Annotated in this window: 26 protein-coding genes; 16 read left to right on the forward strand and 10 right to left on the reverse strand. The window is 70.7% G+C overall.

Annotation, left to right across the window (positions count from 1 at the left end; translation table 11 throughout):
* Nucleotides 1-362: 362 nt before the first annotated feature.
* Both ACZ5WE_RS35705 and ACZ5WE_RS35710 read right to left on the reverse strand, forming a co-directional pair.
* Nucleotides 363-1,070, reverse strand: a complete 708-nt coding sequence (locus ACZ5WE_RS35705; protein WP_467695438.1) for an ABC transporter ATP-binding protein — start codon at nucleotides 1,068-1,070, stop codon at nucleotides 363-365.
* Nucleotides 1,067-2,152 carry an ABC transporter permease gene (locus ACZ5WE_RS35710; protein WP_467695440.1) on the reverse strand — a complete coding sequence of 362 codons (1,086 nt, stop codon included), beginning with the start codon at nucleotides 2,150-2,152 and terminating at the stop codon, nucleotides 1,067-1,069. The genes ACZ5WE_RS35705 and ACZ5WE_RS35710 overlap by 4 nt, the downstream gene beginning before the upstream one ends.
* Before the next feature lie 273 nt (nucleotides 2,153-2,425).
* Between ACZ5WE_RS35710 and ACZ5WE_RS35715 the strand changes: the two genes are divergently transcribed.
* Both ACZ5WE_RS35715 and ACZ5WE_RS35720 read left to right on the forward strand, forming a co-directional pair.
* Nucleotides 2,426-3,622 (forward strand): sensor histidine kinase, encoded by a 1,197-nt coding sequence (locus ACZ5WE_RS35715; RefSeq protein WP_467695573.1) that lies wholly within the window; start codon nucleotides 2,426-2,428, stop codon nucleotides 3,620-3,622.
* A 20-nt stretch (nucleotides 3,623-3,642) separates the two neighbouring features.
* A complete protein-coding gene (locus ACZ5WE_RS35720) occupies nucleotides 3,643-4,299 on the forward strand; it encodes a response regulator (protein ID WP_467695442.1) in 657 nt (218 codons plus the stop codon).
* 30 nt (nucleotides 4,300-4,329) lie between these two features.
* Here the strand turns inward: ACZ5WE_RS35720 and ACZ5WE_RS35725 are convergent, their stop codons facing one another.
* A complete protein-coding gene (locus ACZ5WE_RS35725) occupies nucleotides 4,330-5,145 on the reverse strand; it encodes an IclR family transcriptional regulator (RefSeq protein WP_467695444.1) in 816 nt (271 codons plus the stop codon).
* Nucleotides 5,146-5,540: 395 nt separating this feature from the next.
* On the opposite strand from ACZ5WE_RS35725, the gene allB reads away from it, so the two are divergent.
* Both allB and alc read left to right on the forward strand, forming a co-directional pair.
* Nucleotides 5,541-6,875 carry an allantoinase AllB gene (gene allB / locus ACZ5WE_RS35730; protein ID WP_467695446.1) on the forward strand — a complete coding sequence of 445 codons (1,335 nt, stop codon included), beginning with the start codon at nucleotides 5,541-5,543 and terminating at the stop codon, nucleotides 6,873-6,875.
* A gap of 5 nt (nucleotides 6,876-6,880) precedes the next feature.
* On the forward strand, nucleotides 6,881-7,996 hold the full coding sequence (alc, locus tag ACZ5WE_RS35735; protein ID WP_467695447.1) for an allantoicase: 1,116 nt from the start codon (nucleotides 6,881-6,883) through the stop codon (nucleotides 7,994-7,996).
* An 83-nt stretch (nucleotides 7,997-8,079) separates the two neighbouring features.
* Here alc and ACZ5WE_RS35740 read toward each other — a convergent pair whose 3' ends face one another.
* Nucleotides 8,080-8,820 carry an SDR family NAD(P)-dependent oxidoreductase gene (locus ACZ5WE_RS35740; protein WP_467695449.1) on the reverse strand — a complete coding sequence of 247 codons (741 nt, stop codon included), beginning with the start codon at nucleotides 8,818-8,820 and terminating at the stop codon, nucleotides 8,080-8,082.
* Between the two features lie 221 nt (nucleotides 8,821-9,041).
* On the opposite strand from ACZ5WE_RS35740, the gene ACZ5WE_RS35745 reads away from it, so the two are divergent.
* The 3 genes from ACZ5WE_RS35745 to ACZ5WE_RS35755 all read left to right on the forward strand — a co-directional run bounded on the left by ACZ5WE_RS35745 (nucleotide 9,042) and on the right by ACZ5WE_RS35755 (nucleotide 10,898).
* Nucleotides 9,042-9,956, forward strand: a complete 915-nt coding sequence (locus tag ACZ5WE_RS35745; protein ID WP_467695451.1) for a DMT family transporter — start codon at nucleotides 9,042-9,044, stop codon at nucleotides 9,954-9,956.
* Between the two features lie 49 nt (nucleotides 9,957-10,005).
* On the forward strand, nucleotides 10,006-10,389 hold the full coding sequence (locus ACZ5WE_RS35750) for a hypothetical protein (protein ID WP_467695452.1): 384 nt from the start codon (nucleotides 10,006-10,008) through the stop codon (nucleotides 10,387-10,389).
* 89 nt (nucleotides 10,390-10,478) lie between these two features.
* Nucleotides 10,479-10,898, forward strand: a complete 420-nt coding sequence (locus ACZ5WE_RS35755) for a guanyl-specific ribonuclease (RefSeq protein WP_467695453.1) — start codon at nucleotides 10,479-10,481, stop codon at nucleotides 10,896-10,898.
* A 47-nt stretch (nucleotides 10,899-10,945) separates the two neighbouring features.
* Here the strand turns inward: ACZ5WE_RS35755 and ACZ5WE_RS35760 are convergent, their stop codons facing one another.
* Nucleotides 10,946-11,152 (reverse strand): hypothetical protein, encoded by a 207-nt coding sequence (locus ACZ5WE_RS35760; RefSeq protein ID WP_467695455.1) that lies wholly within the window; start codon nucleotides 11,150-11,152, stop codon nucleotides 10,946-10,948.
* 159 nt (nucleotides 11,153-11,311) lie between these two features.
* On the opposite strand from ACZ5WE_RS35760, the gene ACZ5WE_RS35765 reads away from it, so the two are divergent.
* Both ACZ5WE_RS35765 and ACZ5WE_RS35770 read left to right on the forward strand, forming a co-directional pair.
* Nucleotides 11,312-12,610, forward strand: a complete 1,299-nt coding sequence (locus ACZ5WE_RS35765) for a sensor histidine kinase (protein WP_467695457.1) — start codon at nucleotides 11,312-11,314, stop codon at nucleotides 12,608-12,610.
* A 55-nt stretch (nucleotides 12,611-12,665) separates the two neighbouring features.
* Entirely contained in the window at nucleotides 12,666-13,337 is a 672-nt protein-coding gene (locus ACZ5WE_RS35770) for a response regulator (protein WP_467695459.1), read from the forward strand.
* A 41-nt stretch (nucleotides 13,338-13,378) separates the two neighbouring features.
* Here the strand turns inward: ACZ5WE_RS35770 and ACZ5WE_RS35775 are convergent, their stop codons facing one another.
* Nucleotides 13,379-14,398, reverse strand: coding sequence for a Gfo/Idh/MocA family protein (locus ACZ5WE_RS35775; RefSeq protein WP_467695461.1), 1,020 nt, complete (start codon nucleotides 14,396-14,398; stop codon nucleotides 13,379-13,381).
* Nucleotides 14,399-14,525: 127 nt separating this feature from the next.
* Between ACZ5WE_RS35775 and ACZ5WE_RS35780 the strand changes: the two genes are divergently transcribed.
* The 7 genes from ACZ5WE_RS35780 to ACZ5WE_RS35810 all read left to right on the forward strand — a co-directional run bounded on the left by ACZ5WE_RS35780 (nucleotide 14,526) and on the right by ACZ5WE_RS35810 (nucleotide 21,327).
* Entirely contained in the window at nucleotides 14,526-15,275 is a 750-nt protein-coding gene (locus ACZ5WE_RS35780) for a GntR family transcriptional regulator (RefSeq protein ID WP_467695575.1), read from the forward strand.
* A 123-nt stretch (nucleotides 15,276-15,398) separates the two neighbouring features.
* Nucleotides 15,399-16,391: a sugar ABC transporter substrate-binding protein gene (locus ACZ5WE_RS35785; RefSeq protein WP_467695463.1), complete on the forward strand. Its 993-nt coding sequence runs from the start codon at nucleotides 15,399-15,401 to the stop codon at nucleotides 16,389-16,391.
* A gap of 95 nt (nucleotides 16,392-16,486) precedes the next feature.
* Nucleotides 16,487-17,500, forward strand: a complete 1,014-nt coding sequence (locus ACZ5WE_RS35790) for a sugar ABC transporter substrate-binding protein (RefSeq protein ID WP_467695465.1) — start codon at nucleotides 16,487-16,489, stop codon at nucleotides 17,498-17,500.
* Complete coding sequence (locus ACZ5WE_RS35795; protein WP_467695467.1) at nucleotides 17,497-18,567, forward strand: ABC transporter permease; 1,071 nt, start codon at nucleotides 17,497-17,499, stop codon at nucleotides 18,565-18,567. The genes ACZ5WE_RS35790 and ACZ5WE_RS35795 overlap by 4 nt, the downstream gene beginning before the upstream one ends.
* Entirely contained in the window at nucleotides 18,564-19,391 is an 828-nt protein-coding gene (locus tag ACZ5WE_RS35800) for an ATP-binding cassette domain-containing protein (RefSeq protein WP_467695469.1), read from the forward strand. Before ACZ5WE_RS35795 ends, ACZ5WE_RS35800 begins: the two co-directional genes overlap by 4 nt.
* 136 nt (nucleotides 19,392-19,527) lie before the next feature.
* A complete protein-coding gene (locus tag ACZ5WE_RS35805) occupies nucleotides 19,528-20,685 on the forward strand; it encodes an ROK family glucokinase (protein WP_467695471.1) in 1,158 nt (385 codons plus the stop codon).
* 3 nt (nucleotides 20,686-20,688) lie between these two features.
* A complete protein-coding gene (locus tag ACZ5WE_RS35810; RefSeq protein ID WP_467695472.1) occupies nucleotides 20,689-21,327 on the forward strand; it encodes a sugar kinase in 639 nt (212 codons plus the stop codon).
* A gap of 103 nt (nucleotides 21,328-21,430) precedes the next feature.
* Here the strand turns inward: ACZ5WE_RS35810 and ACZ5WE_RS35815 are convergent, their stop codons facing one another.
* The 4 genes from ACZ5WE_RS35815 to ACZ5WE_RS35830 form a co-directional block, all read right to left on the reverse strand.
* Complete coding sequence (locus ACZ5WE_RS35815) at nucleotides 21,431-22,369, reverse strand: ornithine cyclodeaminase family protein (protein WP_467695474.1); 939 nt, start codon at nucleotides 22,367-22,369, stop codon at nucleotides 21,431-21,433.
* Between the two features lie 34 nt (nucleotides 22,370-22,403).
* Nucleotides 22,404-22,778, reverse strand: coding sequence for a DUF3662 domain-containing protein (locus ACZ5WE_RS35820; RefSeq protein ID WP_467695476.1), 375 nt, complete (start codon nucleotides 22,776-22,778; stop codon nucleotides 22,404-22,406).
* Nucleotides 22,779-22,882: 104 nt separating this feature from the next.
* Nucleotides 22,883-23,488, reverse strand: coding sequence for a chemotaxis protein CheB (locus tag ACZ5WE_RS35825; RefSeq protein ID WP_467695477.1), 606 nt, complete (start codon nucleotides 23,486-23,488; stop codon nucleotides 22,883-22,885).
* Nucleotides 23,489-23,551: 63 nt separating this feature from the next.
* A complete protein-coding gene (locus ACZ5WE_RS35830) occupies nucleotides 23,552-24,085 on the reverse strand; it encodes an SMI1/KNR4 family protein (RefSeq protein ID WP_467695479.1) in 534 nt (177 codons plus the stop codon).
* Nucleotides 24,086-24,186 lie beyond the last annotated feature (101 nt).

The raw sequence follows: 24,186 nt of genomic DNA on the forward strand, positions 1-24,186 counted from the left end.
CGGACGGGCTGACCCGTGCGGCGCCGTCCGCTGGCTTCGCCTCGCTGAGTTCGTCCTCAAGCGACGGACGGGTTGGAGTGCTTCGTGCGGCGTGGATCACCGGCTTCGCCGAGTTCGTCGTCAGGTGCTGGATGGGCTGGAATGCTTTGCGCGGCGGGCATCACCGGCTTCGCCGAGTTCGTCCTCAAGCGCCGGACGGGCTGACCCGTGCGGCGCCGTCCGCTGGCTTCGCCTCGCTGAGTTCGTCCTCAGGTGGCGGGGGCGGGTTGAGACCTCGTGCGCCGCTTGCCGTCGGCCAGCGGGGTGTGGGCTGAAAACCTCGTGCGCCGCTTGCCGCCGGCTTTGCCTCGCTGGGTTCGTTCTCACGTGCCCGACGGGCTGGGGGCCGCCACCCTCCCGTCCATCAACTCCACCACCCGGTCGGCGACAGCCAACCGTGCCCGGTCATGCGTGACCAGGACCGTCGCCGTCCCCCACTCCCGCGTGAGCCGCCCGAGGAGATCAAGGACCGCCGCGCCCCGCTCATGGTCCAGCGCGCTGGTCGGCTCGTCCACCAGGAGTACCGCCGGTGCGTTCATCAACGCCCGGGCGATGCTTACCCTTTGGCGCTGTCCGCCCGACAGCTGGTGCGGGCGTCGATGCGTGAGGGCCGCCAGGCCCACCGTGTCGAGCAGCTCCCGTGCCCGATCCCGCGCCCTCTTCCGGGCCTCACCGGCGCCGGAACGTCCGCGCCCGTCCAGGCGTGCCATCAGTTCCACCTGCTCCAGCGCCGTCAGCGACGCCAGCAGGTTCGGCTGCTGGAAGACGATCCCCATCCTGCGCCGCCGCAACTGGGCACGCTCGGCCGGGGACAGCGGCCCCGTCTCCGTGCCTTCGACCACCACCCGCCCCGCGTCGGGAGTCACCAGCGTCGCCGCCACCGCGAGCAGGCTGGACTTACCGGAACCGGAGGGGCCGACGACCGCCGTCATCGTCCCGGCGGGGACCTCGAGGCCGACGCCGTCCAGCGCCGTCAGCCTGCCCTCACCGTCCGGGTACGTCAGCGTGATGTCTTCGAGGGACAGACTCATCGGGCACTCCCCAGCGCGGTCAGCGGATCTACGGCGGTGATCCGCCTCACGGACAGGCCCGCGCCCAGCGCCCCGAGGGCGATCATCACGGCGGCGGGCCACAGCACGGTCGGCGGATCGAGCACGAAGGGGACGTCACCGCCGCTGATCGCCGCACCGACCACCGCCGCGATCCCCGTCCCCAGAGCCGTGCCGGCGGCGAGCATCAGCACGGCCTGGCCCAGAGCGTCCCTGAGCAGATACGGCGTCGACGCGCCGAGCGCCTTCAACACCGCGATGTCACCGGCGCGTTGGATGGTCCACACGGTGAAGAACGCTCCTATGACGAGCGCGGAGATGACGAAGAGGAAACCGCGCATGAGCTGCAGCGAACCGTTCTCCGCCTGGTAGGAGCCGATCGCCGTGAGCGCGCCGTCGAGGGACTTCGTCTGCGTGCCCGCCGCCTTGTCCCCGGCCGCGAGGTCGGCCCCGCCACCGGTCCGCAGCGCGATGACCGTGGCCTGCTCATCCGTCGACGTACCCCGGTGGCCGAGCCCCTGCCAGTCGTCGAGCGCGGTCCAGACGACAGGCGTGTGGCTGTACGAGGCGTCCGACGCGACCCGCGCGACCCGCTCCTCGACCCCGCTCCCGCCGAGCCGCACCGTGTCCCCGGGGCCGACGCCGAGGTCCGCCGCAGTCTTCACGGAGAGCACGGCCTCACCCGGCGCGATCCCGGCAGGCGCGATCCCGGAGTCCGGCTCGACGCCGAAGGCGGAAACGGCGGCCGAGCGGCCACCCGCGGTGGCGTTGAGGGTGCTGATGCCGATGGGCTCGGCGGACCGTACGCCCGGCCGCCCTGCCCAGGTCTTCCAGGCGCGCTCTTCCACCAGGGAGTTGGTGAAGGAGACGGACTGGCCGGACGGTGGCGCGGCGAAGGCGATGCGATCGGCCGGCAGGCCGGTGATCGCGGAGGTGTTCTCCTTGGCGAGCCCCGCAGTGAGCCCGGAAAGCAACCCCACGAGCAGAGTCATGAGCACGACGACGGCTCCCATCAGGGCGAACCGCCCCTTGGCGAACCGAAGGTCTCTCCATGCGACGAACATGCCCCCACCCTCCGTCCGCGCACGCCCCCACGGCATCGCGCCACAGCACGCTTCACCCGAATCGAAGGGGGGAGCCCGCGATCAACCTTTCGGTTGACGGAAGCCAGGGCGGCGGCGCCTACGCTGGAGGGTCCGATGAACACCTCCACCGAGCGCCCGCCCCCGCACCGGGGCGCGGTGCAGTCCCGGCAGGAGCTGCGGGGCGGTTCCCGTTCCGTGGGGTGCGTCGGGCCCGGGACTCCGCTCCCGCCCCCGTCCCCGACCGAGGCCCCGATGCTCCCCGCCGACTCCTCGCCCTCCTCCCGGACCACCCCGGTGGCTCTGGCCCTGCGCCTGTGTCTGCACGCGCTGCTCGCGGGGCTGCTCGCGCTCGCCGCGGCGCGGGCCGTGGCCGACGGTGCGCCGCGAGGCGGTGCCGTCGTGGCGGCCGTGGTCGCCATGGGCGGCGTCTACGCGGCGGGCACGCTCAGTCCGGCCGTGGCGCGGTCGCAGCGCGCGGCGGCGTTGTGGCTCGCGGCGCTCGCCGTGTGCTGGGCGGCGCTGCTCGCCTTGTCGCCGGACGGGCTGTGGACGGCCTTCCCCCTGTACTTCCTCCAACTGCATCTGCTGCCGGTGCGCTGGGCCCTGCCCGCGGTGGCAATGACCGCCGCGGCCGCGATCGCCGGTTTCGTGGCGCACGGCTCTCCACTCTCGCCGGGCAGCTTCATCGGGCCGCTGCTCGGCGCGGCCGTGGCGGTCGCCACCGTCCTCGGGTACGAGGCGCTGTACCGGGAGAGCGAGCGGCGCCGTCAGTTGATCGACGAGCTCATGGCGACGCGGGCCGAGCTCGCGGCCGCCGAGCGGACCGCGGGCACCCTCGCCGAGCGCGAGCGTCTCGCACGCGAGATCCACGACACGCTCGCGCAGGGGCTCTCCTCCATCCAGCTCCTGCTGCGCGCCGCGCAACGCGCGCTGCCCGCGGGATCGCCCGCCGCGCCGCACATCGAGCAGGCCCGCGGCGCCGCGCAGGACAACTTGGCGGAGGCGCGTCGCTTCGTACGGGCCCTCAGCCCGCCCGACCTGGAGCGCGGCTCGCTGGCCGGAGCCCTTGAGCGGCTCTCCGCGTCCCCCGGCCCGGACGTCCACGTCCAGTTCACGGTGAGCGGCACGCCCGCCGAACTCCCGACCCCCTACGAGGTAGCCCTGCTCCGCACCGCCCAGTCCGCCCTCGCCAACACGCTCCAGCACGCGGCCGCGGGGCGAGCCGAGATCACCCTGAGCTTCATGGACACCTCCGTGTCCCTGGACGTCGTCGACGACGGGCGCGGCTTCGACCCGGCATCGGCGCCCTGCGGGGACGGGGGTTTCGGGCTGCCCGCGATGCGGGCGCGGGCCCGGTCGCTCGGTGGGACGCTGAGCGTGGAGTCGGCGCCGGGGCAGGGGACGGCCGTCGCGGTCACGCTGCCGCTCCCGACGGAGGCCGTGCTGTGAGCGCCGGGGTGCCGCGGGCTGTGAGGGCCGGAGCGCCGCAGCCCATCAGGCTGCTCCTGGCCGACGACCATCCCGTCGTACGCGCCGGTCTGCGCGCGGTGCTCGACACCGAGCCCGACTTCGCCGTGGCGGGGGAGGCGGCGACGGCCGAGGACGCGGTGTCGCTCGCCGCGGCCGGCGGGTTCGACGTCGTACTGATGGATCTCCAGTTCGGGACGGGGATGCACGGGGCGCAGGCCACGGCCGCGATCGCCGCCGAGCCCGGCGGGCCGCGGGTGCTCGTCCTGACGACGTACGACACGGATGCCGACATCCTCGCCGCGGTGGAGGCGGGGGCCGCGGGATATCTCCTGAAGGACGCGCCGCCGGAGGAGCTGGCCGCGGCGGTGCGGACCGCGGCCGCGGGGCAGTCCGCGCTCGCGCCCGCGATCGCCCATCGGCTGATGGACCGGATGCGGGCGCCCGGGGAGGCGCTGACCGTGCGGGAGTTGGAGGTGCTCAGACTGGTGCGGGAGGGACTGTCGAACCTGCAGATCAGCAAGCGGCTCTTCCTGAGCCAGGCCACCGTGAAGTCCCATCTGGTGCACATCTACGCGAAGTTGGGCGTCGACTCGCGTACGGCGGCGGTGGCGGTGGCGACGGGGCGCGGGCTGATCCGGGGCGGCGCCGGTCAGTAGTTGTCCCCTCGCCCCCGCGCCGGGGGGGGGCTACGCCGCTGGACCCGAACTGGCCAGCGCGGCGGACAGCTCCACCGCCACCTCCTGCAGCACCGGCACGATCTTCTCCACCGCGGCCTCGGTGACGCGGCCTGCCGGCCCTGAGATCGAAATGGCCGCAGCCGTGGGGGAGTTGGGGACCGACACCGCGAGGCAGCGCACCCCGATCTCCTGTTCGTTGTCGTCGACCGCGTAGCCGGCCGTGCGGACCACTTCCAGCGCGTCGAGGAAACCCTCGGGCGTGGTGATCGTCTTCTCCGTGGCGGCGGGCATCCCGGTGCGGGAGAGCAGCGCCCGTACCTCCTCCGGAGGGGTGTGGGCGAGGAGGGCCTTGCCGACGCCCGTGGAGTGGGGCAGGACCCGGCGGCCCACCTCCGTGAACATCCGCATGGAGTGCTTGGACGGCACCTGCGCGACGTACACGATCTCGTCCCCGTCGAGCAGCGCCATGTTCGCGGTCTCGCCGGTCTCCTCGACCAGGCGCGCGAGGTAGGGGCGTGCCCAGGTGCCGAGGAGGCGCGAGGCCGATTCGCCAAGGCGGATCAGGCGCGGGCCCAGGGAGTAGCGGCGGTTGGGCTGCTGACGTACATAGCCGCAGGCGACCAGCGTGCGCATCAGGCGGTGGATCGTGGGCAGCGGGAGGCCGCTGCTGGCGGAGAGCTCGCTCAGGCCGACCTCGCCTCCGGCGTCCGCCATCCGTTCGAGGAGGTCGAAGGCGCGCTCGAGGGACTGGACACCGCCGCTGGCAGCGGGCGGCTTGGAGGCGGCGACTTCGGTGGAGGCGTCGCTGGCGCTTGACGTCGGCACGGCGCAGTCCTTTCGGGGCTGACGGGCAAGGCAGCAGCCTACCGGGCGGTTCCTCGCGAAGTCCCTTCGCGGCTCTGGCGTCCGAGCCGGTCAGGGCAGCTCAGGGTCCGGTCAGGGACCGGTCGGGGAGCCTTTGTCCGCTTCTTCGCCGTCACCCCCAGCGATCGTTTTGACGGCCCGGTTGTGCGTAGCTACGTTCTGGCTTGCGGAATTCTAATTCCACTTTGTGGAAACGTCCAGAGTGCTCCAGGTGACCTCTTGACGGTTCGGGGTCGGCCGTGAAGACTCATTCAACAGAACGTTGAATTCCGTTTAGCGGAATCGAATGGTCTGTGTAGCGGAAAAGAACGAACAGACAAGCGACAGCGAAGAGACGAAGAGAGGGCGTTGAGGACGTGGACGTAGAACTGGTGCTGCGCTCGACTCGCGTGATCACCCCGCAGGGAACCATCGCCGCGTCGGTCACGGTCTCCGGGGGGAAGATCGCGGCTGTGCTCGCGTACGACGCGGACGTACCGGCGGGGGCCAGGATCGAGGACTTCGGTGACGACGTCCTGCTGCCCGGGCTCGTCGACACGCACGTCCATGTGAACGACCCGGGCCGCACGGAGTGGGAGGGCTTTTGGACCGCCACCCGCGCCGCTGCCGCCGGTGGCATCACCACCCTCGTCGACATGCCGCTCAACTCCCTGCCGCCGACCACCACGGTCGACAACCTGCGCACGAAGCAGGACGTCGCCCGCACCAAGGCGCACATCGACGTCGGTTTCTGGGGCGGCGCCCTGCCCGACAACATCGGTGACCTCAAGCCCCTGCACGACGCCGGCGTCTACGGCTTCAAGTGCTTCCTCTCGCCGTCCGGCGTGGACGAGTTCCCGCACCTCGACCAGGACCGCCTCGCCACCTCCATGGCGGAGATCGCCGGGTTCGGCGGGCTGCTCATCGTGCACGCCGAGGACCCGCACGAGCTGGACGCCGCCCCGCACAAGAGCGGCCCCAAGTACACGGACTACCTGGACAGCCGGCCGCGCGTCTCCGAGGACGCCGCCGTCGAGGGCCTCATCGGGCTCGCCAAGCGGCTCGGCGCCCGTGTCCACGTACTGCACCTCTCGTCCTCCGACGCGCTGCCCCTGGTCGCCGCCGCCAAGCGCGAGGGCGTCAAGCTCACCGTCGAGACCTGCCCGCACTACCTCACGCTCACCGCGGAGGAAGTACCGGACGGCGCGAGCGAGTTCAAGTGCTGCCCGCCCATCCGCGAGGCCGCCAACCAGGACCTGCTCTGGAGCGCGCTCGCCGACGGCACCATCGACTGCATCGTGACGGACCACTCGCCGTCCACCGCAGACCTCAAGACCGACGACTTCGCGACCGCCTGGGGTGGCATCTCCGGGCTCCAGCTCAGCCTCCCCGCGGTCTGGACCGAGGCCCGGGGACGCGGTCACAGCCTTGAGGACGTGGTGCGCTGGATGTCGACGCGCACCTCCGAGCTGGTCGGACTCGACCAGAAGGGCGCCATCGAGGCCGGTCGCGACGCCGACTTCGCGGTCCTCGCGCCCGACGAGACCTTCACCGTGGACCCCGCGGAGCTGCAGCACCGGAACCGAGTCACGGCGTACGCGGGCAAGACCCTCAGCGGCGTCGTGAAGTCCACCTGGCTGCGCGGCGAACGCATCCTGCACGGCGGCGAGTTCAGTGAACCCGCAGGCCGACTTCTGGAAAGGAACAACTGATCACCGTGACGGCGATACCCACCTTCACCGGCGACGCCAGCCCCTACGGCGGCGGCGACCCCTACGCGGACTACCGCACCGCGGACTTCCCCTTCACGCAGTACGCCAACCTCGCCGACCGGCAGCTCGGCGCCGGTGTGATCGCCGCCAACGACGAGTTCTTCGCGATGCGCGAGAACCTGCTTCTCGCGCACCCCGCCGTGTTCGACCCCGAGCACTTCGGTCACAAGGGCAAGGTCATGGACGGCTGGGAGACCCGCCGCCGCCGTGGTGTCTCCGGCGAGCACCCGTGGCCCACCGCCGACGACCACGACTGGGCGCTCGTACGCCTCGGCGCCCCCGGCGTCGTACGCGGCATCGTCATCGACACCGCCCACTTCCGCGGCAACTACCCGCAGGCCGTGTCCGTCGAGGGCACGAGCGTCGAAGGTTCGCCGACCCCGGAGGAGCTCCTCTCGGACGACGTGAAGTGGACGACTCTCGTACCCCGCACGGCAGTCGGCGGCCACGCGGCCAACGGCTTCGCCGTCGACCTCGAGCAGCGCTTCACGCACCTGCGCGTCAACCAGCACCCGGACGGCGGCGTGGCCCGCCTCCGCGTCTACGGCGAGGTCGTCGCCGACCCCAAGTGGCTCGCGGCGCTCGGCACGTTCGACGTCGTCGCCCTGGAGAACGGCGGCCAGGTCGAGGACGCCTCCGACCGCTTCTACTCCCCGGCCACCAACACCATCCAGCCGGGCCGCTCCCGCAAGATGGACGACGGCTGGGAGACCCGGCGTCGCCGCGACAACGGCAACGACTGGATCCGCTACCAGCTGGTGGCCCAGTCCGAGATCCGCTCCGTCGAGATCGACACCGCGTACCTCAAGGGCAACTCGGCCGGCTGGGCGGCGCTTTCGGTCCGTGACGGGGGCAGCGGTGAGTGGGTCGAGGCGCTGCCCCGCACCCGTCTGCAGCCCGACACGAACCACCGCTTCGTCCTGGACACCCCGGTTGTCGGCACGCATGTGCGCATCGACATCTTCCCGGACGGCGGCATCTCCCGGCTGCACCTCTTCGGTTCGCTGACCGAGGCGGGCGCGACCCGCCTGACGGCGCGTCACCAGGAGCTCGGCGGCTGATCCGCAGTCGCTGAAGTGCCCTGAAGAACGTGGGGCGCACCGGGTGGAAAGCCCCGGTGCGCCCCATCACCATGCCCGCGCGCTTACGCGGTGTACCCGCCGTCGACCACGAGCTCCGAACCCGTGATGAACGCGGCGTCCTCACCGGCGAGATAGGCGACGAGCGAGGCCACCTCGTCGGCGGTTCCGAAGCGGGCCAGCGCGGTCCCCGCCTTCTGGGGCTCGGCGAACGGCCCGTCGGCCGGGTTCATGTCCGTGTCGATCGCGCCCGGGTGGACCACGTTCACGGTGATCCCGCGTCCGGCGAGCTCCCGCGCCAGGGGCTTCGTCATGCCGGTGAGGGCCGCCTTGCTCATCGCGTACAGCGTTCCGCCGCCCCCGCCGGAGTACCGGGCGAGCGCCGATCCGGTGGAGATGATCCGGCCTCCGTCGGCAAGACGCCCGGCCGCCGCCTGCGAGGCCAGGAAGACCGAACGTACGTTGATGTCGAGCACCCGGTCGACGTCCGAGAGGGCCAAGTCCCCTATGGGGCCGAGGACTCCGATGCCCGCGTTGTTCACCAGGATGTCCAGGCGGCCCAGGTCGTCGGCCGCGCGCTCCACCGCGCCCGCGGTGTCACCGGGGTCGGCCGCGTCGGCCTTGATGGCGAACCCGCGCCGCCCCGCCGACTCGATCTTGGCGACGACGTCGAGAGCGGCTGCCTCTTCCTTGACGTACGTGATGGCGACGTCGGCGCCCTCCTGTGCGAGCCGCAGGGCGATCGCCGCGCCCATGCCGCGGCTGCCACCGGTGACGAGGGCGGTCTTGCCGGTCAGAGAAGACATGTCAGAGCCTCATTTACGTGGATGAGCGTAGGTAGACACAGCTGGATGCGGATAGATGTGTCATGCCTGAGAAGTGCTTGCGGGTTCAATGAAAGCGGGCGGCGTCCCCGGTCGCTGGCGGGAAATGGACACCGGTTTCCCGGCAGAGCGGATACGGTGATCGACCCGCGTGAGAGCCGCCGAAGTCTCCACACCGCCGCATCCGTTGGAGACCGCGCCCCGTGTCGACGCTCACCGCTCCCGCCGTGCCCGCAGCGCGCCGCGCCTGGCTCACCGATCTGCCCGTCCTGCTCGTGGCCGTGGTCTGGGGCGCCAGCTATCTCGTGGCGAAGGGCATCACGACGACGCACACGGTCGTCGCCGTCCTGGTGCTGCGGTTCGCCGTCGTGCTGCCCGCGCTCGTGGTGGCCGGATGGCGAGGCCTGCGCGCGCTGACGGCGCCGCAGTGGCGCGGGGCGGGAGCGCTCGGCCTCGTCCTGAGCGGGATCTTCCTCCTGGAGACGTACGGCGTCGTCCACACCTCGGCGACCAACGCGGGCCTCATCATCAGCCTCACCATGATCTTCACCCCGCTCGCCGAGGCCGCGGTGACGCGCAGGAGGCCGCCGCGCGCCTTCCTCGCGGCGGCGGCGCTCTCCGTGCTCGGCGTGGTGCTGCTGACGCAGGACGGCGGCTTCACGCGGCCGTCCATGGGCGACGGACTCATCCTCCTTGCGGCGCTCGCGCGCACGGTGCACGTCCTGGCGATGTCCAGGATCAAGGCGCTGCGGGACGCCGAGGACGCGGACTCACTCTCGCTCACCACCGTCCAACTGGGCGCTGCGGTAGGCGTGTTCGCGGTGCTCGCCGCCGCGGGCACGGGCGCGTCGCCCTGGTCGGTCGCCGCGGACTTCGGTGCGCGTGAGTGGGCCGGGCTGCTCTTCCTCTCCGTGTTCTGCACGCTCTTCGCCTTCTTCGTGCAGATGTGGGCGGTGCGCAGGACGTCTCCCTCGCGGGTGAGCCTGCTGCTTGGCACGGAGCCGTTGTGGGCGGCCGCGGTGGGGATCGCGGTGGGCGGGGAGCGGCTGGGTGCGGTGGGTCTGGTGGGAGGTGTGCTGGTTGTGGTGGGGACCAGTTGGGGCCGCCGGGTCCGGTGATACCTTCCGTGGTCGATCGACCAGGAGGTCGATCCACCAGGGGGAGCGCATGAACGAGTACTTCGAGCAGGATTTCGCCGCGGGCGCGGAGAAGCGCCGTATCTGGGGCGGGGTGCTGTTCCTCGCCGCGGGTGTCATCTGGGCCGTGCTCGCGTGGCAGTTGATGGCGCCGTTCAGCGGGGGTGACGACGAGTCGTCGAGCAGCCGCGAGTGCCAGTCGATGCTGTTCTACGAGGGGGACCGCCCGACCTGGGCGGAGTCGACGTGGGACGACTGCCGCGCCGAGCGCCGCTGGCCCGAGATGCTGGTCTGGCTGGGGCTCTCGGTGCCGCTCTCGGTGGGCGGCGCGGTGCTCTACACCGGTGGGAGCACCAGTCTGCGGATGCGTGAGTACATGGCGCAGCACCGTATCGCCGCCGCGAAGAAGAACTGAGGAAGAACCGGTGGCGCCCGGTCAACTCCCGGAAAATTCCCCGTACTTGACGTTGACACGACAACCTCTACGCGCGTCACACTGGTCGCATGCGAATCCCCCCACGAATCGTGAGCGTCACCGCCCTCGCCGCCGCCCTGCTCGTCGGCGGCCCTGTCGCCGCCTCCGCGAGCGCGGCCCCCGACCACCACGCCCCCGTGTCGACGGCGTACTCCATCACCGCCGTCGGCGACATCTGTTACTCCGCGCTGCCCGCCCAGGCGCACGACACCCTGGACCTGATCGAGGCGGGCGGCCCCTACCCGTATCCGCAGGACGGCACCGTCTTCCAGAACAGGGAGGGCATCCTGCCCTCCCAGGGTTCGGGCTACTACCACGAGTACACCGTGAAGACGCCGGGCTCACCGGACCGCGGCGCCCGCCGCATCGTCACCGGTGAGGAGAACCAGGAGGACTACTACACCGCCGACCACTACGAGTCCTTCGACCTGGTCGACTACGCCTGCTGAGCCCGCTGCGGCCCCCCGTGACCGCAGCGACCCCGCATCAGCGGGCACTAGCGGGACTTCCGGCTCCCCGCGACGGCGAACAGGGCGAACGCCAGGACGATCAGCGTGACGCCCGCGTAGATCTCGTAGCCGTCGAGGAATCCGATCCGCTGCACGAGGCCCCAGCCGCGCAGCCGGCCGGTCAGCTCGTGCACCAGGGCGGCCACGCCCTGGACGAGGAAAAGGAATCCGAAGACCTCAAGTACCTGCTTCATGCCCAAAAGCCTCGCCCCGTGAACCCCTCGCGCACATCGGCCACGGGGCGAGGCTTCTTCCTCCCCATCCCCTCCCAAAGTCTCAGCCTGTGCGACTTTGGTAGACGATCATGTCCGGACGGCGTCCTGCGCCCTCGACAGTGCGTAGATTTGTCGACCATGAGCGGCAATGAGCCCCGGCCTGTTCCCCCGGCGCCCCCGGCCCCCTTGGCCAGGCGCCCATGGGCGCTTCCCTCGGCCGTCGCCGCCGAGTTCGACCCGGACCGCGGGCCGCGCAAGAGCGGGCGCAGGCCCCGGCGGACCGCACGCGACTGGCTGGTCGACTTCGCCTGCTTCGCCGTGGCCGTCGTCATCGGGATGGTGGGCGCGGACGCGATCGGCAAGAACCCGAACGTCTCGGCCGCGGCCGCCGAGGCCGACCAGCTGTTCGGCGCGCTCGCCTGTGCCGCCGTCTGGCTGCGCAGGCGCTGGCCGGTCGGGCTCGCCATCGCCATGGTGCCGGTCAGCGTGGTGTCGGACACCGCGGGCGGCGCGGCCGTGGTGGCCCTGTTCACCCTCGCCGTGCACCGGCCGTTCCGGTACGTCGGCTGGATCGGCGGGGTCTCGATCGCCGTGATTCCGGTCATCTACCGGTTGCGGCCCGACGCCGACCTGCCCTACCTCGTCACCGTCATCCTCGGCGGGCTGCTCAGCGCCTCCGTCATCGGCTGGGGCATGTTCGTGCGCTCGCGCCGCCAGCTCCTGCTGAGCCTGCGCGACCGCGCGATCCGCGCCGAGAACGAGGCCACGCTCCGCGCCGAGCAGGCCCAGCGCCTGGCCCGCGAGTCCATCGCCCGCGAGATGCACGACGTGCTGGCCCACCGCCTCACCCTGCTCAGCGTGCACGCGGGCGCCCTGGAGTTCCGCCCGGACGCGCCCCGCGAGGAGATCGTCCGCGCCGCAGGTGTCATCCGCGAGAGCGCGCACGAAGCGCTGCAGGACCTGCGCGAGGTGATCGGCGTCCTGCGCGGCGGCGACGACGGGGAGGCATCGGGCCGGCCGCAGCCCACCCTCGCCGCCCTGGAGACCCTGGTCGCCGAGTCACGCGACGCGGGCATGAAGGTCGCACTCGACCACCGCGTCACCGACCAGGCCGCCGTGCCCGCCGCCGTCGGCCGCACCGCCTACCGCATCGCCCAGGAGGGCCTGACCAACGCCCGCAAGCACGCCCCGGGCGCCGAGGTCACCGTCCTGGTGTCCGGAGCCCCCGGCGAAGGCCTCAACTTGTCGGTGCGCAACCCGCCGCCGCCCGGCGACGTGCCGAAGGTCCCCGGTTCCGGCCAGGGACTGATCGGCCTCACGGAGCGGGCGACACTGGCGGGCGGCCGCATCGAGCACGGGTCAGCGGGGGACGGCGGCTTCCGCGTCGACGCCTGGCTGCCGTGGGACCCACCCTCCGGTCGCGGCGGCGAGCCGTGAGCGGGGGCGCCGGCGCATGAGTTCCCGTGTCCGGAGATCTCGTTACTGTGGGGCCATGAACCCGATCCGCGTGCTTCTCGTCGACGACGACCCGCTGGTCCGTGCCGGTCTGTCCTTCATGATGGGCGGCGCGGACGACATCGAGATCGTCGGCGAGGCGGCGGACGGCTCCCATGTGGCCCCGCTGGTCGGCGAGCTCCGACCCGATGTCGTTCTGATGGACATCCGCATGCCCACCATGGACGGCCTCGCGGCGACGGAGGCCCTCCGCAAGCGCCCCGACGCCCCCGAGGTCATCGTCCTCACCACCTTCCACGCCGACGAACAGGTGCTACGGGCCCTGCGAGCGGGGGCTGCCGGGTTCGTCCTCAAGGACACCCCGCCCGCCGACATCGTCGCGGCGGTACGGGCGGTCGCCGCGGGGGAGCCGGTGCTTTCCCCCACGGTGACGCAGCAGCTGATCACGCAGGTGACGGGGGTGAACCCCCAACAGGGGCGCCGCGAGCGGGCGTTGGAGCGGCTCGCGCTCCTTGGGGAGCGGGAGAGGGAGGTGGCGGTCGCGGTGGGCCGGGGCGCGTCGAACGCGGACATCGCGGCGGAGCTCTTCCTGAGCGTGGCCACGGTCAAGGCCCACGTCTCCCGAGTCCTGACAAAGCTGGACCTCAACAACCGTGTGCAGATCGCGCTGTTGGCGCATGACGCGGGGCTGCTGGACGGGGTGGAGTAGCGGCCGACGCGGAGCCGCGCCCGGTGATCGGCCGCCGGTGATCAGTCCCCGGCGATCTCCGCCATCCGCACCAACCGCCCTTCACTCCGCGACAGTTCGCACGCCTCCGCGATCCGCAGAGCCTCCAGCGCCTCCCGGCCGTCGCAGGTGTTCGTCCGCTCTCCCCGTACGAGATCCACGAACGCGGCGAGCTCCGCCTCGTACGCGGGGGTGAACCGCTCGAGGAAGCCTGGCCATGGCTTCTCGGGCGGGGGTGGGCCCGACGGTTCCACGGACGACAGGGGAGTGCGGTCGTCGAAGCCGACCGCGATCTGGTCGTCTTCCCCGGCCAGTTCCATCCGTACGTCGTAGCCCGCGCCGTTGCACCGCGTGGCCGTCGCCGTGGCGAGCGTGCCGTCGTCCAGGGTGAGGACCGCCGCCGCCGTGTCGACGTCGCCCGCGTCACGGAACATCGAGGGCCCGGCGTCCGAACCGGTCGCGTACACCTGGGTCACCTCACGGCCCGTCACCCACCGCAGCATGTCGAAGTCGTGGACCAGGCAGTCGCGGTAGAGGCCGCCGGAGAGCGGGAGATACGCGGCCGGCGGCGGAGCGGGGTCGGAGGTGATCGCCCGGACCGTGTGCAGCCGCCCGAGCCGCCCCGACCGCACGGCCTCGCGCGCAGCCACGTACCCCGCGTCGAACCGTCGCTGGAAGCCCAGTTGGAGCACCGTGCCCGCGGCTTCGACCTCGCGGAGCGCGGCGAGCGTGCCCGGCAGGTCGAGGGCGATGGGCTTCTCGCAGAAGACCGGCAGGCCCGCGCGCGCCGCCTTGCCGATCAGCTCGGCGTGCGCGGAGGTCGCCGCGGTGATCACCACCGCGTCCACGGCACCCGACCGCCCGCTCCCCGTGAGGACATCGTCCACCGAAGCAGCCGACGCCGCGCCGATCCGTGCCGCGAGCCCCGCGGCCCGCCCGGCATCGGCATCGGCGACGACCAGCGCGTCCACCTCCGGATGCCGCTGCAGAGCCGCGGAGTGAAATGTGCCGATACGACCCGTTCCGATCAATCCGATGCGCATGGACCCACCCTCGCCACGCCCCGCGATCCTGTCAATCCTTTGTCCGGACAACAGAACTTCAGAACTTCCCGTCATCATTCCCGGCGACTACGCTCGCCACGTGCCCAAATCAGCCGCCAAACCAGCCGTGGACCCGACCGTCTCGCTCCAGCTCGGCGTCGACCGCAGCAGCCCGGTCCCGCTGTACTTCCAGCTGTCCCAGCAGCTGGAGGCGGCGATCGAGCGCGGCGCCCTGACGCCGGGCACCCTGCTCGGCAACGAGATCGAGCTCGCGGGCCGCCTCGGCCTGTCCCGGCCGACCGTCCGCCAGGCCATCCAGTCGCTCGTCGACAAGGGGCTGCTCGTGCGCCGCAGAGGCGTCGGCACCCAGGTCGTGCACAGCCAGGTCAAGCGCCCCCTCGAACTCAGCAGCCTCTACGACGACCTGGAGGCCGCGGGTCAGCGCCCCGAGACCCGCGTCCTGCGCAACACCGTCGAACCCGCCTCCGCCGAGGTCGCCGCCGCGCTCGCCATCGCGGAGGGCGACGAGGTCCACCTGGTCGAGCGGCTCCGCCTGGCGCACGGCGAGCCGATGGCCTACCTCCGCAACCACATCCCGTCCGGGCTGCTCGCCCTCGACACCGCGCGCCTGGAGGGCACCGGGCTCTACCGCCTGATGCGCGGTGCGAGCATCACCCTGCACAGTGCGCGCCAGTCCGTGGGTGCCCGCGCCGCCACCGCCGACGAGGGCGAGCGGCTCGGTGAACCCGCCGGGGCCCCGCTGCTCACGATGCAGCGCACGACCTTCGACGACACGGGCCGCGCGGTCGAGTTCGGCTCCCACATCTACCGCGCCTCGCGCTATTCCTTCGAGTTCCAGCTCCTCGTACGGCCGTAGTCCCGGTTCCAAGTCGCTCACAGTCGTCAGAATGTTCTGACAAATCCATTGACGCTGCCGCGCGCGCGCCGCTAGAACTCCCCCAGCCGCATTCGGGCGGCCGGGAGAAGAGGTGGTCCCACCATGCGTACAGCCCGCACGGCAGCAACCCTCATTGCGGCCATCGCGCTACTCGCCGGCTGCAGCAGCTCCGGCGGCAAGGACGACGAGGACAAGTCGGGCGACGGCGGGGGAGGCGGCAAGGGCGTCAACACGCCCCGTCTCAAGATCGCGATGGTCACGCACTCGGGCGAGGGCGACACCTTCTGGGACATCGTCCAGAGCGGCGCCAAGCAGGCGGCCCGCAAGGACAATGTCCAGTTCCTCTACTCCAACGACAAAGAGGCCAAGGGGCAGGCCGAGCTCGTCCAGTCGGCGATCGACAAGAAGGTCGACGGCATCGTCGTGACCCTGGCCAAGCCCGAGGCCATGAAGGCCGTCCTCGGCAAGGCGGAAGCCGCGGGCATACCGGTCGTCACGATCAACTCCGGCGGCGATTTCTCCGCCGACTACGGCGCGCTCGGCCACATCGGGCAGGACGAGTCGGTGGCGGGCGAGGCCGTCGGCGACGAGCTCAGCGAGCGGGGCAGGAAGAAGGTGCTCTGCGTCATCCACGAACAGGGCAACGTCTCGCTGGAGCAGCGCTGCGCCGGCGTCAAGAAGACCTTCAAGGGCTCGGTCGAGAACCTCAACGTCGAAGGCACCAACGCGCCGAACGCCCAGTCATCCATCAGTGCGAAGCTGCAGGCCACCAAGGGCATCGACGCCGTGGTCACGCTCGGCGCCCCCATCGCCGCCCTCTCGGTGAAGGCCAAGGAGGACTCCGGCAGCAAGGCCGAGGTCGCCACCTTCGACCTGAACGCCGAGGTCGTCAAGCGCCTCAAGGCCAAGGAGGTCGGCTTCGCCGTCGACCAGCAGCCCTACCTCCAGGGCTATCTCGCCATCGACGAGCTGTGGCTCTACAAGACCAACGCGAACGTCCTCGGCGGCGGCAAGCCCGTCCTCACCGGCCCCGCCATCGTCACCGAGAAGGACGTGCCGAAGCTGGAGAAGTACACCGCACGCGGTACCCGATGAACGCATGCGTGATCCGCGTGGTCGATACTTGGGCGGCTGGGGCCGGGGATCCGGACCGGCCTCACCGAGGAGCAGAGCTAGAAGGGCACGGCGTCGTGGCAAGGGTTCAGACAGGGGTACGTGCGGTGGGCGCCGTGCTGGTCGCGGTGCTCGGGGTATCCCTCGCGGGGTGCAGCAGCACCGGCGGCAAGCGCGCCGAGGACGCACGCAAGGCGGCGACGGCACACGGCAAGGCCGCGGTGAGCACGCCGAGGTGGACGTTCGGGATGGTGACCCACTCGGGTGACGGTGACACGTTCTGGGACATCGTCCAGGAAGGTGCCGAAGAGGCGGCCCGCAAGGACAACATCAAGTTCCTCTACTCCCACAACGCCGAGGCCCAGCAGCAGGCCCAGCTCGTGGACTCGTACATCGACAAGAAGGTCGACGGCATCATCGTCAGCCTCGCCAAGCCCGCCGCGATGAAGGGCGCCCTGGCCCGCGCCGAGAAGGCCGGCATCCCGGTGATCACCGTGAACTCCGGCTCCGCGGAGTCCAAGGAGTTCGGCGCGCTCACCCACATCGGGCAGGACGAGAGGATCGCGGGCGAGGCCGTCGGCGACGAGCTCGACAAGCGCGGCAAGAAGAAGGCGCTCTGCATCCTGCACGAGCAGGGCAACGTCGGCCACGAGCAGCGCTGCGAGGGTGCCAAGAAGACCTTCGACGGCACGATGCAGAACCTGTACGTGACCGGCACGAACATGCCCGACGTGCAGGCCTCCATCGAGGCCAGGCTCCAGTCCGACAAGTCCGTCGACTCGGTCGTCACGCTCGGCGCTCCCTTCGCCGACACCGCGGTGAAGGCGGCGGACAGTGCGGGCAGTGACGCCGAGGTCGACACCTTCGACCTGAACGAGAAGGTCGCGGCGGGCCTGAAGGACGGCACCCTCGGCTTCGCCGTCGACCAGCAGCCCTACCTCCAGGGCTACGAGGCCGTGGACCTGCTCTGGCTCTACAAGTACAACGACGACGTGCTCGGCGGCGGCAAGCCGGTCCTCACCGGGCCGCAGATCGTCACCAAGGACCAGGCCGCCAAGCTGGAGGAATTCGCGAAGCGAGGGACCCGATGACAGCCACAGCACCGGCGCCCGCCCCTTCTCCCGGCTCTCCGGACACGAAGACGGACGAGCGCCTCCTGAAGTCCTCGCCGCTGAAGAAGCTGATGGGCCGCCCCGAGCTCGGCTCCGTCGTCGGCGCCATCGCCGTCTTCATCTTCTTCTCGGTCGCCGCGGACAGCTTCCTGCAGGCCACCAGCCTCGCCACCGTGCTCTACGCGGCCTCGACCCTCGGCATCATGGCGGTGCCGGTGGCGCTCCTGATGATCGGCGGCGAGTTCGACCTTTCGGCGGGCGTCATGGTGACGTCCTCCGCGCTGATCTCCTCGATGTTCAGCTACCAGATGACGGCGAACGTCTGGGTCGGCGTGTTCGTCTCGCTCCTGGTCACGCTCGCGATCGGCGTCTTCAACGGCGTGATGCTGACGCGCACCGACCCGCCGAGCTTCATCATCACGCTCGGTACGTTCCTGATGCTGACCGGCATGAACCTCGGCTTCACGAAGCTGATCAGCGACACGGTCTCCACGAAGTCGATCGCCGACATGCAGGGCTTCAGCTCCGCCAAGGACGTCTTCGCCTCGACGCTCACCATCGGCGGCGTCGACTTCAAGATCACGATTCTCTGGTGGCTCGGACTGATCGCGGTCGCCACCTGGATCCTGCTCCGCACCCGCGTCGGCAACTGGATCTTCGCGGTCGGCGGCGGCGAGGACGCGGCCCGGGCGGTCGGCGTGCCGGTCGCGGCGACCAAGATCGGCCTCTACATGGGTGTCGCCTTCGGCGCCTGGATCTCGGGCCAGCACCTGCTGTTCTCGTACGACGTCGTCCAGTCCGGGGAGGGCGTCGGCAACGAACTCATCTACATCATCGCGGCCGTCATCGGCGGCTGTCTGATCACGGGCGGATACGGCTCCGCGGTCGGCGCGGCCGTGGGCGCCCTCATCTTCGGCATGGTCAGCAAGGGCATCGTGTTCGCCGAGTGGAACCCGGACTGGTTCAAGTTCTTCCTCGGAGTGATGCTGCTCCTGGCGACCCTGCTCAACCACTGGGTCCGCAAGCGCGCGGAGGCGACGAAGTGAGCACCGAATCGACCGAAGTCACCGACGCCGTGCCGGGGCCGGACCGCACCCCGCTCGTCGAGCTCGGCGACGTCAGTAAGTACTACGGCAACATCCGCGCCCTCGAAGGCGTGTCCCTGGAGGTCCACGCGGGCGAGATCTCCTGCGTCCTCGGCGACAACGGTGCGGGCAAGTCGACCCTCATCAAGATCATCGCGGGTCTGCACCAGCACGATGCCGGAACCTTCCGGATCGAGGGCGAGGACGCGAAGCTCAGCACGCCGCGCGACGCGCTGAACCACGGCATCGCCACGGTCTACCAGGACCTCGCCGTGGTCCCGCTGATGCCGGTCTGGCGGAACTTCTTCCTCGGCTCCGAGCCGACGAAGGGCGTGGGCCCCTTCAAGCGCCTGGACGTCGACCTCATGCGCGAGACGACCCGCGCGGAGCTGCTGCGCATGGGCATCGACCTGCGGGACGTCGACCAGCCCATCGGCACCCTGTCGGGCGGCGAGCGCCAGTGCGTGGCGATCGCGCGCGCCGTCTACTTCGGCGCCAAGGTCCTGGTCCTCGACGAGCCGACCGCGGCGCTCGGCGTCAAGCAGTCGGGCGTCGTCCTGAAGTACGTGGCGGCCGCGCGGGACGCGGGCCTCGGAGTGGTCCTGATCACCCACAATCCGCACCACGCGTACCTGGTCGGCAACCGCTTCATCCTCCTGAAGCGCGGCACGATGTTCGGCAGCTACGCGCGTGACGAAGTCACCTTGGACGAACTCACCCGCCAGATGGCGGGCGGCTCCGAACTGGACGACCTCCGTCACGAACTGGAGGGGCAGGCCCCGTAGGGGCTTGAGGGGGCGCGGGGAACTGCGCGCGCTCGGCGACAGCGAACCCGCAGGTGAGAGACGGGCAGGCGGCAGCTTCGCCGAGCCACGGGACACCGGTGAGCCACAGCGGCAGCGAAATGGCAGAATCGCCGCAATGAGCACCTACCGCGATCTCGCGCACCGCGGCTCCGCCCGAGCCACCGTCCTGCGGACCGTGGGCACGCGTGAGCGCCGATCACATCTGACGGCGCCCCGTGTGCCCACCGTCGGCATCGACATCGGCGGCACGAAGGTGATGGCGGGCGTCGTCGACGCCGACGGCAACATCCTGGAGACGCTCCGCACGGAGACCCCGGACAAGTCCAAGAGCCCCAAGGTCGTCGAGGACACCATCGTCGAGCTGGTCCTCGACCTCTCCGACCGGCACGACGTGCACGCGGTGGGCATCGGCGCCGCGGGCTGGGTCGACGCGGAACGCAACCGCGTCCTGTTCGCCCCGCACCTGTCCTGGCGCAACGAACCCCTGCGCGACCGCATCTCCGGTCGCCTCGCGGTCCCCGTGCTCGTCGACAACGACGCGAACACGGCCGCGTGGGCGGAGTGGCGCTTCGGCGCGGCCCGCGGTGAGGACCACCTGGTCATGATCACGCTCGGTACCGGCATCGGCGGCGCGATCCTGGAGGACGGCCAGGTCAAGCGCGGCAAGTTCGGGGTCGCCGGCGAATTCGGGCACATGCAGGTCGTCCCCGGCGGCCACCGCTGCCCGTGCGGCAACCGCGGCTGCTGGGAGCAGTACAGCTCCGGCAACGCGCTGGTCAGGGAGGCCCGCGAGCTCGCCGCGGCCGACTCACCGGTCGCGTACGGGATCATCGAGCGGGTCAAGGGCAACATCCCCGACATCACGGGCCCCCTGATCACGGAGCTGGCCCGGGACGGCGACGCGATGTGCGTGGAGCTGCTCCAGGACATCGGCCAGTGGCTCGGCGTCGGCATCGCGAACCTCGCGGCGGCCCTCGACCCGTCCTGCTTCGTGATCGGTGGTGGTGTATCGGCCGCCGACGACCTCCTGATCGGCCCGGCCCGCGACGCGTTCCGCCGCCAGCTGACCGGACGCGGCTACCGCCCCGAGGCCCGTATCGCCCGCGCCCAGCTGGGCCCCGAGGCGGGCATGGTGGGCGCCGCCGATCTGGCACGCCTGGTGGCCCGGCGCTTCAGGAGGGCGAACCGCCGCCGGGTGGAGCGCTACGAACGCTACGAGCGGTTCGCACAAGCGCGCCGTACCAACGATCGCACTTCGCAGGGAACTCAGTAACTGATGACCGTCCCCCGCCAGCCTTCGTCCCCGGACTCTCCGGACTCCCCGGGCTCACCGGGCTCTCCGGATTCCCCGGATTCCCCGGACTCCGCCGACGGAGGTGGCGGTCCGCGCGAGGACCGCCGCCACATGATCCGCCGCCGCTGGCTGACGGCCACGATCATCGTGCTCCTGATCGGTGTGCCGGCCGGCTATCTGGTGATCTCCGCGAACCAGAGCCGCAACAGCGGCCGCGACAAGGAGGCCAAGTACTCCGCGACCGGCCTCACCGCGGGCTGGCCGTCCAAGGTGCAGCGCCGTCTCTACGACGTACCGATCCCCCCGTACTCCAGGGAGGTCGCCTACTACGAGACGAACAACTGGCGCACCAGCCGCCTGTACGCCCAGTTCCTGACGAGCAACAAGGGCCTGGACAAGTTCCTCAAGCGGATCGGCACGAGCACCGAAGCGCTGAAGAAGAACGACCTCACGATCAGCAAGCGCGACCGCAAGGTGGTCGGCTGGGAGTTCACCGACCCGGGCCCCTGGCTGGGCCTCACCCATGTGAAGAAGGACCCGGCGCCGACCCTCGACGTGGTGGTGAACCGCGCCAACCCGGAGCACCCGATGGTCTATGTGGTGTCTACGACAACCCCGTAACTGGCGTGTTTCTTCGGTGAGCTGACCGTCGGACGGCTCGTACGCCGGCGCCCATGATCCCCAGAGACGTCCGAAGGTGGCGCGCAGGGACATGCTGCCGGGATCAGCTGAGGCGTGCCCACCGCTCGTACGCCGCCGCCCCCACCCCCAGGTCCTCCCAAGCCATCCCCGCCGACTTGAACAGCCGGGGCCGTCCCTCGGGCATCTCCACCTCGCCCCGCACCAGTTCGCCCAGAGTCCGCAGCCGCCCCGCGTCGAAGGCGCCCGCGGCCACCGCGAGTGCGATGTCCCCGCATTCCCGCAGTGCCACCTCGTGCGACTCGGCCACCACCAGGCCGCCTCGCAGAAGCTCCTCGTCCACCTCACGCGCGTCCGGCTCGTGCGAGCCCACCGCCGCGACCGTCGCGTGGGCCGGGAGCAGTGCGCTGTCGAACAGCGGCTCGCGAGCCGTCGTGCAGCAGCAGACGACATCGGCGGTCGCGACGTCCGCCGGAGTCGCGGGCGTCGCGGACAGGCCCGTATCGCGGCAGCGGTCGACGAAGGCCGCCACCCGCTCGGGACTGCGGGCCACCACGTCCACGTGAGCCAGCGTGGGACGTACCGCGCGGACCGCTGCCACGTGGCCCCAGGCCTGGGGGCCGGTCCCGAAGACCAGCAGGCGGCGGGTGTCCGGCACGGCGAGGTGCCGGATCGCCGCTCCTGACACCGCGGGCGTACGCAGCGAGGTCAGCGCGATGCCGTCCAGCAGCGCCAGGGGAGTGTGGGTCGTTCCGTCAAGGAGGAGGTACACGCCCTGGATGCGGGGGAGTTCGCGGTCCGCGTTCCCCGGCGTGACCGTGGCGATCTTCACCCCCGTGTACGACGTCGTCGAGGACGGCATCAGGAGGAGCTGGCCGCCGGGTACGTCCACCACGCCCCGCGGGGACTCCGCCTCCGGGTCCAGACCTGCCTTGAGGACGGCTTCCACCGCTTCGACGGCCGTGGACATCGGAACGAGCCGGGCGATGGCATCGGCGTCGATGTAGGGCGGGGCCTCGCTCATGTCTGGTCCTTTCGGGGCTGTCCGGCGCCGCGGCTCAGTGGGGGGCGATCCGGCTGCGGACCTGGAAACGGCCCACTGACTCGTGGCCGGACGACTGCAGGGCGACCGCGACGGGCCCCGCGAACGTGTATCCGTGTTCGGCTGCGTGGCGACACACGTGACCCACCAGCTGGCGCGACACCTCCTCGGTGTGCGCGGTGAGTTGGCTGTGACTCTCGGACGGCAACTCGACGACGAAGGCATTGGGAACCAGGACGCGCTGCCGGTCGAGGATCAAGGCATTGTCGTCGCACTCCCGCTGGAGTACGGCCACCACCTCCGCGTGCCGGCGTGGCGACGGAATCACGTGCGCCCACAGAGCAGAGGTCCATCGTTCCATGGTCCGTTCGACGGTGTTGAGAAGTCCCATCGAGTTCGGCTGCCCCACGGCGGCTGAGGCACTCTCGCCCGTACGAGTGCATCGAGCTCTCACATCCCTCGGGGCCCGGTGCTGGACGGCGCCCGGCGTGGCGGTCAGCTGTGGGGTGGGCTCAGGAGCCGCCGGATGAGGGGCGCGATGCCGTCGGCGGGACGTACGAAATCGACCTGGCCGGTATCGATGGCGGATTTCGGCATTCCGTGGAATGCGGCCGTCGCGGGGTCCTGCACGATGACGGTGCCGCCCCGCGTCTTGACCGCTTCCACTCCCCGGGCGCCGTCGCCGTCGGCGCCGGTGAGCACGCAGGCGATGAGCAGAGGTCCGTGGGCCTTCGCGGCGGACTCGAAGAGGGGATCGGCGGCCGGGCGCACGTAGTTGACCGGGTCCTCCCGGGTCAGAGCCAGGCTGCCGTCCGCCGCCACGCACAAGTGGTGATCGGGCGGCGCGATGTAGACGCTGCCCGCCGCCGGACGCTCGCCGCCCCGGGCCAGTGCGACGCTGAGGGTGGTGGCGCGAGACAGGACGGCGACGATATGCGTCTCGCGGGAGCGTCGCAGGTGATGGGCCACCAGCACGGAAACGGGGACCTCGGCGTCGAGGCCACCCAGTAGCGTCTGCAGACCCTGGACACCCCCGGCGGAGGAAGCCACCACCACGGTCGCGTGGCGGTCGTCGGGCTCCTGCGGATGACTGCTGTTCACGCGAGGACAGTAGCCGGGCCCGGGCCCCATTTCGAGTCCGATGTCCGCCGAAGCGGTATGTGCTCAGTCGTCGTCGGCGGAACCCGCCTCGAACGTCGGGTCCAGGGCATAGTGCGCGATCCCGAACGGTTGGAAATCGGCGTCCGCGAGCACCCTGTACAGGAATTCCGACGTGGACATGTCGTACCTGTGCCAGTCCCCGTCCTCGGCTCGCGCGAGGATCGGGTATGTGCCGGGCTGCCCGGCATCGACCAGCCAGAAGTATTCATCAGCCCATTCAGTGGATCCCCAGGAGACAAGCCCTTTCTCCCCCGGAGCGTAGATCGCATGGGGCTCGACGGCGGAAACCCCTGCGGCTTCGCCGTCCCGGTCGACTGAAAGAGCAACTCGCCATTGCGTCAGAAAGTCGAAGGCGAGACCCTCGTCGCGCCCGAGGAAATAGACCGAATCGCTGAAGACCCCGCCGCCAAAAGCCTCGTAGAGCTCTTTGTAATCCGCGGGCAGCGGAAACTGCAGCTCCCCCTCGATCGCCTCCCAGTCAACGGAAAGCCCCAACGGCTCCCATCCCGTCAGTTCGATCAGTCGCTGGACCCACATATGGCAACCTCTCAGGCAGAATCAGGCAGAATCAGACAGAAGGAGTGCGGGTGGATACCAGTCGCGATATCCACCCACACTCACACAGTTCCTGGACGAAC

The sequence above is a fragment of the Streptomyces sp. NPDC033180 genome (assembly GCF_055577645.1).

What these genes read in the sequence shown, in the direction of transcription:
- ACZ5WE_RS35775 (WP_467695461.1), bottom strand. Translation starts at nt 14,398, where the DNA reads ATGCGCATCGGATTGATCGGAACGGGTCGTATCGGCACATTTCACTCC.
- ACZ5WE_RS35705 (WP_467695438.1), bottom strand. Translation starts at nt 1,070, where the DNA reads ATGAGTCTGTCCCTCGAAGACATCACGCTGACGTACCCGGACGGTGAG.
- ACZ5WE_RS35770 (WP_467695459.1), top strand. Translation starts at nt 12,666, where the DNA reads ATGAACCCGATCCGCGTGCTTCTCGTCGACGACGACCCGCTGGTCCGT.
- ACZ5WE_RS35795 (WP_467695467.1), top strand. Translation starts at nt 17,497, where the DNA reads ATGACAGCCACAGCACCGGCGCCCGCCCCTTCTCCCGGCTCTCCGGAC.
- ACZ5WE_RS35755 (WP_467695453.1), top strand. Translation starts at nt 10,479, where the DNA reads ATGCGAATCCCCCCACGAATCGTGAGCGTCACCGCCCTCGCCGCCGCC.
- ACZ5WE_RS35815 (WP_467695474.1), bottom strand. Translation starts at nt 22,369, where the DNA reads ATGAGCGAGGCCCCGCCCTACATCGACGCCGATGCCATCGCCCGGCTC.
- ACZ5WE_RS35765 (WP_467695457.1), top strand. Translation starts at nt 11,312, where the DNA reads ATGAGCGGCAATGAGCCCCGGCCTGTTCCCCCGGCGCCCCCGGCCCCC.
- ACZ5WE_RS35820 (WP_467695476.1), bottom strand. Translation starts at nt 22,778, where the DNA reads ATGGGACTTCTCAACACCGTCGAACGGACCATGGAACGATGGACCTCT.
- ACZ5WE_RS35740 (WP_467695449.1), bottom strand. Translation starts at nt 8,820, where the DNA reads ATGTCTTCTCTGACCGGCAAGACCGCCCTCGTCACCGGTGGCAGCCGC.
- ACZ5WE_RS35750 (WP_467695452.1), top strand. Translation starts at nt 10,006, where the DNA reads ATGAACGAGTACTTCGAGCAGGATTTCGCCGCGGGCGCGGAGAAGCGC.
- ACZ5WE_RS35805 (WP_467695471.1), top strand. Translation starts at nt 19,528, where the DNA reads ATGAGCACCTACCGCGATCTCGCGCACCGCGGCTCCGCCCGAGCCACC.
- ACZ5WE_RS35785 (WP_467695463.1), top strand. Translation starts at nt 15,399, where the DNA reads ATGCGTACAGCCCGCACGGCAGCAACCCTCATTGCGGCCATCGCGCTA.
- ACZ5WE_RS35710 (WP_467695440.1), bottom strand. Translation starts at nt 2,152, where the DNA reads ATGTTCGTCGCATGGAGAGACCTTCGGTTCGCCAAGGGGCGGTTCGCC.
- ACZ5WE_RS35760 (WP_467695455.1), bottom strand. Translation starts at nt 11,152, where the DNA reads ATGAAGCAGGTACTTGAGGTCTTCGGATTCCTTTTCCTCGTCCAGGGC.
- ACZ5WE_RS35715 (WP_467695573.1), top strand. Translation starts at nt 2,426, where the DNA reads ATGCTCCCCGCCGACTCCTCGCCCTCCTCCCGGACCACCCCGGTGGCT.
- ACZ5WE_RS35830 (WP_467695479.1), bottom strand. Translation starts at nt 24,085, where the DNA reads ATGTGGGTCCAGCGACTGATCGAACTGACGGGATGGGAGCCGTTGGGG.
- ACZ5WE_RS35810 (WP_467695472.1), top strand. Translation starts at nt 20,689, where the DNA reads ATGACCGTCCCCCGCCAGCCTTCGTCCCCGGACTCTCCGGACTCCCCG.